8 protein-coding genes are annotated in these 10100 nt (G+C 72.5%); 7 read left to right on the top strand and 1 reads right to left on the bottom strand.

Annotated elements, in window-relative coordinates:
• Positions 1–248: 248 nt before the first annotated feature.
• On the bottom strand, positions 249–1358 hold the full coding sequence (locus tag J7E94_RS24390; protein WP_215018932.1) for a threonine synthase: 1110 nt from the start codon (positions 1356–1358) through the stop codon (positions 249–251).
• A 194-nt stretch (positions 1359–1552) separates the two neighbouring features.
• Between J7E94_RS24390 and J7E94_RS24395 the strand changes: the two genes are divergently transcribed.
• The 7 genes from J7E94_RS24395 (at position 1553) to J7E94_RS24425 (ending at position 9871) form a co-directional block, all read left to right on the top strand.
• Entirely contained in the window at positions 1553–3136 is a 1584-nt protein-coding gene (locus J7E94_RS24395) for a S8 family peptidase (RefSeq protein WP_215018933.1), read from the top strand.
• A gap of 227 nt (positions 3137–3363) precedes the next feature.
• Positions 3364–4533 carry a DUF4190 domain-containing protein gene (locus J7E94_RS24400; protein ID WP_215018934.1) on the top strand — a complete coding sequence of 390 codons (1170 nt, stop codon included), beginning with the start codon at positions 3364–3366 and terminating at the stop codon, positions 4531–4533.
• A 137-nt stretch (positions 4534–4670) separates the two neighbouring features.
• A complete protein-coding gene (locus J7E94_RS24405) occupies positions 4671–5423 on the top strand; it encodes a GntR family transcriptional regulator (protein WP_215018935.1) in 753 nt (250 codons plus the stop codon).
• Between the two features lie 432 nt (positions 5424–5855).
• Positions 5856–6041 carry an SPOR domain-containing protein gene (locus J7E94_RS24410; RefSeq protein WP_215018936.1) on the top strand — a complete coding sequence of 62 codons (186 nt, stop codon included), beginning with the start codon at positions 5856–5858 and terminating at the stop codon, positions 6039–6041.
• Positions 6042–6068: 27 nt separating this feature from the next.
• Positions 6069–6521: a (deoxy)nucleoside triphosphate pyrophosphohydrolase gene (locus J7E94_RS24415; protein ID WP_215018937.1), complete on the top strand. Its 453-nt coding sequence runs from the start codon at positions 6069–6071 to the stop codon at positions 6519–6521.
• Between the two features lie 154 nt (positions 6522–6675).
• A complete protein-coding gene (locus J7E94_RS24420; RefSeq protein WP_215018938.1) occupies positions 6676–7104 on the top strand; it encodes an ATP-binding protein in 429 nt (142 codons plus the stop codon).
• Between the two features lie 157 nt (positions 7105–7261).
• Positions 7262–9871 carry a SpoIIE family protein phosphatase gene (locus tag J7E94_RS24425; RefSeq protein ID WP_215018939.1) on the top strand — a complete coding sequence of 870 codons (2610 nt, stop codon included), beginning with the start codon at positions 7262–7264 and terminating at the stop codon, positions 9869–9871.
• The last annotated feature ends 229 nt before the right edge of the window (positions 9872–10100 follow it).

Consider the following 10100-nt stretch of genomic DNA (forward strand, 5'->3'; position numbering starts at 1 on the left):
GGTCCGGGCAGAGCCCGGGGAACGGAGGAAGGGCGGGGCGGGGAGAGGCTCGCGCAGCAGACCACCGCCCGGCCCGCGACCCGGACGGCACCCGCACCGCGGCCCGCGCTGCGGCGGCCCTCCGGTGAGGCCCGGCCCGGCCCGCGACCCGGACCGCACCCGCACCGCGACCCGCACCGCGACCGGATCCGCCGGTCAGGCCCGGCCCGGGACCGGGGGCCCGGCCCGCGCCGCGGCGGGCGGCGCCGTCAGGCCAGACCCGTTTTGGCGCCCGCGCCGCAGAGGGGCAGGACCGCCGTCCGGCCCTGCAAGGGGTCGGTGGGGGCGGCGGGGCCGACCGCCGCCCAGCAGGCCGCGGCCGTCGGTTCGACGAAGAAGCCGCGGCGGGCCAGGTCCCGCTGGGCCTCGCGGAGGCGGTCGTCCGAGACCATCAGGAACGTGCCGCCGGACTTCCGGACCGCCGCCAGGATCTGACGCGCCCGCGGCGGCGCCGGGATCGCGATCCCCTCCGCCACGGTGGGGAGCTGCGGCACCGGACCGGCGTCCTCGGCGCCCTCGGCGAAGGCCGCCGCCAGCAGGGCCACCGCCTCCGCCTGGACCGCGATCAGCGCCGGCGGCCGGACGCCGCGCCGGGCCAGCTCCTCCACCGCGAGCGCCGCGCCGAGCAGGAGCGTGCCGTTGCCCACCGGGACGACCAGGGCCTCCGGCAGCCGGCCGCCGAGTTCCTCCCACACCTCGTACACATACGTCTTCGTCCCGTGCAGGAAGTACGGGTTGAAGACGTGGCTCGCGTAGAAGACCCCCGGCAGGTCCGCCTCGGCCCGCGCCGCCTGGGCAGTCGCCTCCCGGTCACCGGGAATCACCCGGACCGCCGCGCCGTGCGCCCGCATCTGGCCGGTCTTCTTCGCCGAGGTGCCCTCGGGCACGAAAACTTCACAACTCAGTCCGGCCCGCGCGCAGTACGCCGCCACCGCCGTCCCCGCGTTGCCGCTGCTGTCCGCCACCACCCGCTCCGGGCGCAGCCGCCGGGCCAGCTCCGCGAGCATCACCGCGCCCCGGTCCTTGAAGGACAGCGTCGGCATCAGGTAGTCCAGCTTGGCGTGAATCCGCTCCCCGAGCGGGACCAGCGGAGTGTTCCCCTCCGACATCGTCACGGAGAACGCGCCCGGCAGCGGCAGCGCCGCCCCGTACCGCCACAGCGAGTTGGGCCCGGCGGCCGGTTCGAGCGGACTGGCCGGATCCGGTGTGAAGTCGAGATCCCACGGACCGCCGCAGACCGGGCAGCACCAGGGCGCCGTACGGATGTCCGCGCGCGTGTCGTCCGCGGGGCAGACGTAACCCGGCAGTGCCTGCGTCATGTGCGGAGCGCCTTTGCTCGTTCATGGCCGTTGTGTGGCACGGATGTTACGGGTTCGCCGGGCTCTTGTGGGATGGCGAAAGGGTGGGCCAACCTTTCGGAGGCAGCGGCGCGGCAGGCCTGCCCAAGGGCCTGAGAGTTGTCATGTCCATGCTCGCATGCTGCCTCAGTTCACCACCGAGGAGGACCCCCCACATGTCCGTGATCCGTCACACCCGCCGGAAATTCGCCGGTATCGGCGCCGCCGCCATCGCGGCCCTCGCGCTCGGCGCGGCCGCCGCGTTGCCCGCTTCCGCGGCCGACGGCCCCGCGCAGGGCGTCATCGAGAACGCCGGCGCCCCCGGCTCCGTGGCCGACAGCTACATCGTGACCCTGAAGGACTCGGCCGCCCGCTCCACCGCCGACAGCGGCAAGGCCGTCGTCAAGCGCTACGGCGCGAAGATCGACCGCACCTACAGCGCCGCCCTCAACGGCTACGCCGTCGCCCTCCCCGAGGCGCAGGCCAGAAAGCTCGCCGCCGACCCGGCCGTCAAGTCGGTCGTGCAGAACCGGGTCTTCACCGTCAACGACACTCAGGGCACCCAGCCCAGCCCGCCGTCCTGGGGCCTGGACCGCATCGACCAGCGCCCGCTCCCGCTCGACAACAGCTACACGTACCCGGACAAGGCCGGCGAGGGCGTCACCGCGTACATCATCGACACCGGTGTCCGGATCACCCACACCGACTTCGGCGGCCGCGCCTCCTACGGCTACGACGCCATCGACAACGACAACACCGCCCAGGACGGCCACGGCCACGGCACGCACGTCGCCGGCACCGTCGCGGGCGGCTCGTACGGCGTGGCCAAGAAAGCCAAGATCGTCGGTGTCCGCGTCCTCGACAACAACGGCTCCGGCACCACCGCCCAGGTCGTCGCCGGCATCGACTGGGTGACCCAGCACGCGGTCAAGCCGGCCGTGGCGAACATGTCGCTCGGCGGCGGCGCCGACTCGGCGCTCGACACCGCCGTACGCAACTCCATAGCCTCCGGCATCACGTTCGGCGTGGCCGCGGGCAACGAGTCCACCGACGCGAGCACCAAGTCCCCGGCGCGCGTCGCCGAGGCCATCACGGTCGGCGCCACCACCAACTCCGACGCCAAGGCCAGCTACTCCAACTACGGCACGATCCTCGACATCTTCGCGCCGGGCTCCTCCATCACCTCCTCGTGGGGTACGGGCGACACCGCCACCAACACCATCTCGGGCACCTCGATGGCGACCCCGCACGTCGTGGGCGCGGCCGCGCTGTACCTCTCGCAGAACCCCACGAGCACTCCGGCCCAGGTGCGCGACGGCCTGGTGAACGCGGCCACCCCGAACGTGGTGACCAGCCCCGGCAGCGGCTCCCCCAACCGCCTCCTGTACGTGGGCGGCAGCACCACGCCGCCGAACCCGGGCACCCGCTTCGAGAACACCGCGGACTACGCGATCAACGACAACTCCACCGTCGAATCGCCGATCACCGTCAGCGGGATCTCCGGCAACGCCCCGGCGACGCTGAGCGTCCCGGTCGACATCAAGCACACGTACATCGGTGACCTCAAGGTCGACCTGGTCGCGCCCGACGGCACCGTCTACACCCTGCACAACCGCGCCGGCGGCAGCGCGGACAACATCATCAAGACCTTCACGGTCAACGCCTCCGCCGAGGTCGCCAACGGGGTCTGGAAGCTCCGGGTGAACGACAACGCGAACCTCGACACCGGGAAGATCGACTCCTGGGCGCTCCAGTTCTGAGGTCCGGGACACCGAGTGGGTAATGAGGAAATGAGGAACTGAGGAACCAGGGACCGAGCGGCCGAGGTACCGGCGCAGGGCGCACGGCTGAGTGCAGGGCAACGCGCCCGGGCCGGGCGCACGGCTGAGCCGCGATGAACAGGCGGGGGCGACCGACAGGGCGGTCGCCCCCGCTGCGTACTATTCGCGCATCCGTTCGCGCCCCCTGTGAGGGAGTCCCTCGCCCCGTGACCACCCCGCCGAGTCCTCCCGCCGGGCCGGGCCACTCCTGGCCCCCGCCCTCCCCGCAGCACCCGTGGGCACCGCCGCCCGGCTACGGGCAGGCCCCGCCGGCGCTCAACGGCTTCGCGCTCGCCTCGCTCCTCGTCGGCCTGCTGTGCTTTCCGCCGCTGGGCGTCGTCTTCGGGATCGTGGCCCTCGTACAGATCCCGAACAAGCGGCAGCGGGGCAAGGCGCTGGCGATCGCGGGCCTGGCGGTGTCCGTGGTGATGACCGGCGTACTGGTCCTGACCGCCGGCCGGGTCGCGACGGCGCTCGGCGAACGCTTCGACCGGATCGGCGAACTGACCGAGGCCGAGGGCGAGCTGACGGACATGGAGGACCTGCTCAGGGGGGACTGCTTCAACGTCCCGGGCGCGGACATGAGGGACAACCGGCCCCTGATCTACAAGATCGACTGCGCGGAGCCGCACCACGGCGAGGTGACCCTCTCCGAGGCGGTGGGCCTGGAGGGCGCCCCGGGCTCGGAGGAGGCGGACCGCCACACCGAGGACGTCTGCTGGAAGGCCCAGGACGCCTACGCGATGGACACCTGGGCGCTGCCCGCCACCGCCCAGATGTTCTACTTCGCCCCCTCCCGCGAGACCTGGCGGCAGGGGGACCGGCAGCTGCTGTGTGTGATCGCGACGACCGATGAGGAGCAGCGCGGCAGTCTGCGCCGGGGCGAGGCGGAGCTGACGCCCGGGCAGGTGGAGTTCCTGAAGGCGGCGAACGCGGTCGAGTTCCTCGTGGGCCGCTCGCCGGAAGAGGATGTCGAGGACGCGCTGCCCGAGCACCGGGCCTGGGCGCTGAAGGTGCACGGAGCGCTGGGCGACGAGGCGAAGGTGCTGGAGGCGCACAAGGGCCGGCCCGGTATGGACGCGGCGGCGCGGGCCACGCTCAAGGAGATCGAGGCGGCGCGCAAGCTGTGGGTGAAGGCCTCGCAGGCGCGGACGGCAGCGGAGTTCGACAAGCAGGGGGACCTGGCCATGGGCGCCATGTCGGTGGAGACGGAGAAGTCGCTGCGCGGCGCGTACGGGCTGGCGACGACGGTTCCGGAATGGCTGGAGGAGTGGCAGGGCGGGCCGGGCGGGCCGGGCGGTGGGCCCGGGCGCGCTCCCTCGACCGAGTCCGTGTGACGTCGTCGGGGTAACACGCGGTAACGGGTTTGAGTGACCTGGCTTCATCACTTCGGGTGAAACCTTGGCCCTTGCTTGCGATGTTCAACCGCCGGTTGCCAGGGTGTAGCTGTCTGTCAACCTGATGGGAGTGGCCAGTGACTTTCGGTGAGCAGCCGGCCTATCTGCGCGTGGCGGGGGATCTCCGACGGAAGATCGCCGACGGCTCCCTGCCCCCGCACACCCGGCTCCCCTCGCAGGCCCGCATCCGCGAGGAGTACGGGGTCTCCGACACCGTGGCGCTGGAGGCGCGCAAGGTCCTCATGGCGGAGGGGCTGGTCGAGGGCCGGTCCGGATCGGGTACGTACGTACGGGAACAGCCGGTGCCGCGGCGGGTCGCCCGCTCCGGCTACCGCACGGGCGGCACGTCGACGCCCTTCCGGCAGGAGCAGGCGGAGTCGGGCGCGCGCGGCACGTGGGAGTCGAGCAGCGAGCAGACGGGCGCGCCGACGGAGATCGCGGAGCGGTTGGGCATCGGCCCGGGGGAACGGGTGATGCGGACCCGGTACGTCTTCCGCGACGCGGGGGAGGCGATGATGCTGTCCACCTCCTGGGAGCCGCTCGCCGTGACCGGCCGGACCCCGGTGATGCTGCCGGAGGAGGGGCCGCTGGGCGGCTCCGGGGTGGTCGACCGGATGGCCGCGATCGACGTCGTCGTCGACAACGTGGTGGAGGAGGTCGGCGCCCGGCCGGGGCTGGCGGAGGAGATCCTGCTGCTGGGCGGGGTGCCGGGGCATGTGGTGCTGGTCATCGGCCGCACGTACTTTGCCTCCGGCCGCGCCGTCGAGACGGCGGACGTCGTCGTTCCGGCGGACCGGTACCGCCTGTCGTACCACTTGCCGGTGCGCTGACCGCGGCTGCTGTTCCGGCTGCGGCGCCGCCGCCGGGGGTCCGCCCCCACCCCGCACCGCGCACCCCGCACCCCGCGCCTCAATCGCCGGCGGGGCTGGTCGCCTTCACCGGCTCGGTTCTCGCCTTCTTCGGGCTGTTCGGCGGCTGTGCCGGGGCCGCCCTTCGCCTTCCTCGCGACCGGACTCGCCCTTCCCCTGCGGCCGTTGACTGCCTGGGTGACCAGCGGGCCCGAACGCGGGCGGGTCCGGTGCCCTCCGTGCGCCGGATCTGAACCGGCGCGCACGGCCCACTCGTACACATGGCCGGATGCGTACGCCCCCTAGGTATCTCTTCGTGAAAATCCGTATCCGCTGCGTAAAGGTCGGGCGTAAGCTCAGGCATATGCGCAATGCGGTTTCCCGGGCAGGTACGTCGGCGGAGGGTGAAACGCGATGAACGACAGCGGTGCCCTGCTCCTATGGCTGGTCATACGTCAGGACGACAACGGCAACCGCTACCGGGTGGGCCGGTACGCCACCCGGGCCGAGGCCCAGAAGGTCGTCGACAGCCTCGGCGACAGAGGACACAAGCAGCTCTACTGGGTCGAGCGGATCGGTCAGACCGCCACGATGAACTGAGCGTCAGCGTTGACATAGGCTCCCCCCATGACGGTACGAGTGGTCGTGGGCGGAGCCCTTTGTCATGAGGGGCGCCTGCTGGCCGCCCGCCGCAGCGCACCACCCGAGCTGGCCGGCCGCTGGGAGCTGCCGGGCGGCAAGGCCGAGCCGGGTGAATCCGTCCCCGAGGCGCTGGTGCGCGAACTGCGCGAGGAGCTCGGCGTCGAGACCGAGCCGCTGGAGCGGATCCCGGGGGAGTGGCCCCTCAAGCCCGGCCTCGTGCTGCACGTGTGGACCGCCCGGCTGCTGTCCGGGGTGCCCGCGCCGCTGGAGGACCACGACGAGCTGCGCTGGCTCGCGCCCGAGGACCTGGGGTCGGTCGACTGGCTGGACCAGGACCGGCCCGCGGTCGCCGAGGCCGGACGCCGGCTGCGCACCGGCGCGGTCGGAGTGACCGCTGAGGGCGGCGCGGCCGACGGCGTCTGCGCCGGGGGCGCATGACGCTCGCGCTGTAGGCCGTCTGCGCCACAGTGCGCCGGTGCACGGGGGATCGCGTGGTACGCCGCCCCAAATATCGGGTATGTCGCTATTAATCCCTATCTCGTCCCCCTTTCGTTACCGACGAACCGGACTGGGGTCGCTGCTGGCCCGGGAAGTGATCGGCGTGATCGACACAGACGGTGAATGCGCCGAGTGGGCCTTCCCCGCCGAGCCCGGCGCTGTCCGCACCGCCCGACACGCCGTGCGCGGCACCCTCAGGGCCTGGGGCCTGGAGTCCGTCGGCGATGTGACCGTCCTGCTGGTCAGCGAGCTGGTCACCAACTCCCTGCGGTACGCCTCCGGCCCGATCGGGGTCCGGCTGGAACGGCGTGATTCAGCCGCCGACGGCGGGGCTGGCGGCCCCGCGCTGCTCGTGGAAGTTTCAGATCCGCTTCCGGATCCGCCCCGCGAGCGCATCGCGAAGCCCAGCGACGAGGGCGGCCGCGGACTTCACCTGGTCGCCGTCTCCTCCCAGCGCTGGGGGACCCGGCACGGGAAGTCGGGCAAGACTGTGTGGTTCGAGTTGGCACTTCCTGGTGAGTAACAAGGGGAAGGGTGGCCGTCCGTCGCACGAGGTGGCTAAAAACTAACGGGACCTTTTTGTGATCGTGAACGCCGTGCCGTCAGGGGCCGTGTGCTGAATACTGCGGTCATGGCCGGTCCGGTTGCGGTGAGCTGGAGGGGACGGTCGCGTGAGCGAGATACCTGCGCAGGCACATCAGGCCGACGTGCCTCGGGAGACATGGCACGACTCCTTGTGGCACAGCAGTCCGCCTGGCTCGATATATGACTACATAAAGGTCGCATCGTTCTCGATCGGGCCCGACGGGCTCATCGACCAGTGGAGCCTGCGCGCCGAGGACCTTTTCGGCCTGACGGCCGCGCAGGCGGTGGGGCGCGATCCGGTCGACGCCTTCATGCCGCCCGAGCTGCGCGCCGACGCCCACCGCCGAGTCGCCGAGATCCTCGACGGCAAGGAGTGGACAGGCCTGATCCCCTTCCGGATCCCGGGCGGGAACGGCGCGCACGGCGTGGCCGAGATCTATGTGATGCCCACCCAGACCGAAACCGCCGAGCGGGCCGCGCTGTGCGTGGTCGTCGACGTACGCGCCCTGCGCCGGATCGAATCCGATCTTGCGGCATCGCAGGCCATATTTGGCCAATCCCCCTTCGGCTTCCTGCTCTTCGGTACCGACCTCACCGTGCAGCGGGCCAACCGCCGCTTCGCCACCGTCTTCGGCGGGGCCGCCGAGGAGCACCGGGGCCGTACCGTCCACGACTACCTGCCGCCGCTCGAGGCCGACCGGATGGCCGAGGCCCTGCGCCGCGTGCTGGAGACCGGGGACTCGGTCACCGACCTGCGGATCACCGGGGCCGCCCCCGGCAGCCGGGAGGACCGCCACTGGTCCATCAACCTCTACCGCGTGCACGGCGGCACCGGCCGCCCCGTAGGCATCGCCGGCATCGGCACCGACGTCACCCGCCGCCACCTCGCCGCCCGCGAGGCCGCCGGGGTCCGCCGCAACCTCGCCCTGCTCAACGAGGCCGGGCACCGCATCGGGAACTCCCTGGACCTGGAGACCACCGCCCGCGAACTCCTCGACGTCACCGTCCCGGGCTTCTGCGACCTGGCCGCCGTCGACCTCTACCAGGGGCTGCTGCTCGGCGACGACGACCGCCCCGCCCGGCCGCAGGGACCGGGGGTCCCCTCACTGCCCGGGCAAGGCGCCGGACGGGCCCCCTCCGCACCGCTGCGCAGGGTCGCCTTCGCCTCGGCCGTGTCGGACGCGCCGCTGTCGGGCCCGGGCGCGCCCGTGTCCGTAGGGGACATCCACCGCTATCCGGCGGCGTCGCCCGGCGCGCTCGCGCTGCGGACGGCGCGGCCGCGGCTGATCGAGGGCGGCGGACCGGAGGGCCTCGTCCAGTCCACGCTGGTCGTACCGCTGGTCGCCCACGACACGGTGGTCGGGCTCGCGCAGTTCTCCCGTACGAAGGGCAGCGAGCCCTTCGGTGAACGCGACCGGGCCGTCGCGGTCGAGCTGGCGGCACGGGCCGCCGTGTGCATCGACAACGCGCGGCTGTACCGGCGCGAGCACGAGCGGGCGCTGATCCTCCAGCGCAGCCTGCTGCCCCCCGGCGACCCGGAGGCGGCCGGCCTGGACATCGCCTGCCGGTACCTGCCGGGGAACGCGGCCACCGAGGTCGGCGGGGACTGGTTCGACGTCATCGAGCTGCCCGGGCACCGCACGGCGCTCGTCGTCGGCGACGTGATGGGGCGCGGGCTGCGGGCCGCCGTCGCGATGGGCGAACTGCGGACCGCCGTACGGACCCTGGCGCTGCTGGACCTCGAACCGGCGGAGGTGCTGACCGCCCTGGACGAGATCGCCCGGGGGCTCGGCGCGCCCGGCGGCTCCCAGCAGGCCTCGCGGGCCGCCCTGCACTCGCGGGACGCGGACCGCTCGGAGGTGTACCTCGCCACCTGCGTCTACGCGGTGTACGACCCGGTGACCAGGCGCTGCACGATCGCCAACGCCGGCCATATGCCGCCGGTGCTGGTGGAACCCCCGGAGGAGGGCGGCGCCCCGCGGCCCGCTCTGCTGCTGGAGGTGCCGCCCGGGATGCCGCTGGGCGTGGGCGGCGAGCCGTTCGAGGAGGTCGAGGTGGAACTGCCGGAGGGGGCGCTGCTGGCCCTCTACACCGACGGGCTGGTGGAGTCCCGCGACCACCCGCTCGAGGAAGGCCTGCGGGGGCTCCGCGAGGCGCTGGCGGACCCGGTCCGGCCGCTGGAGGACGTCTGCGACCACGTGCTGAACACCCTGGACACCCGGCACGGAGAAGACGACATCGCGCTGCTGATGGCGCGGGTCCAGGGCCTGCCGATGGACGCCGTCGGCGACTGGCAGCTGCCGCGCGAGGCCCGCTCGGTGGGCCGGGCGCGGGAGCTGGCGCGGGCGAAGCTGCCGGCGTGGGGCCTGGAGGGGCTGCTGGACACGACGGAACTGCTGGTCAGCGAGCTGGTGACGAACGCGCTGCGGTACGGGGAGGGGGAGATCCGGCTGCGGCTGCTGCTGGACCGCACCCTGGTGTGCGAGGTGTGGGACGGGAACCTGGTCCAGCCGAGGCGCCGGCGCGCCCGGGACACCGATGAGGGCGGGCGGGGGCTGCAGCTGGTCGGGCTGCTCTCGGCGGGCTGGGGGACCCGGCGCACCCATCGGGGCAAGACGGTCTGGTTCGAGCTTCCGCTTCCGGGTGCGGCAGCGGAGGCGGTCACCGAGCTCTCGGCGGAGCAGCTGCTGAACATGTACGGCTGACCCACCGTTCCTAGTCCCGGACTTCGCAGGTCACCCGATCGTGAAGATCAACCGGTCGCGATCGGTCGCCATCGGATAGTTGACGCCGTGCGGTCTGTCACGGCTGGGCCAACGCGGCCGAGATCGGCCAACGATCTTGAGTTGAGGCGTTCCTAACGGCTGACCTGCGAAGTACGGGCCTAGTCAGTGAGCAGGAGTGAGTCTTGGACCCATTCCTGGTCGCTGCGGG

Source organism: Streptomyces sp. ISL-94 (assembly GCF_018614075.1).
Lineage (GTDB): Bacteria > Actinomycetota > Actinomycetes > Streptomycetales > Streptomycetaceae > Streptomyces.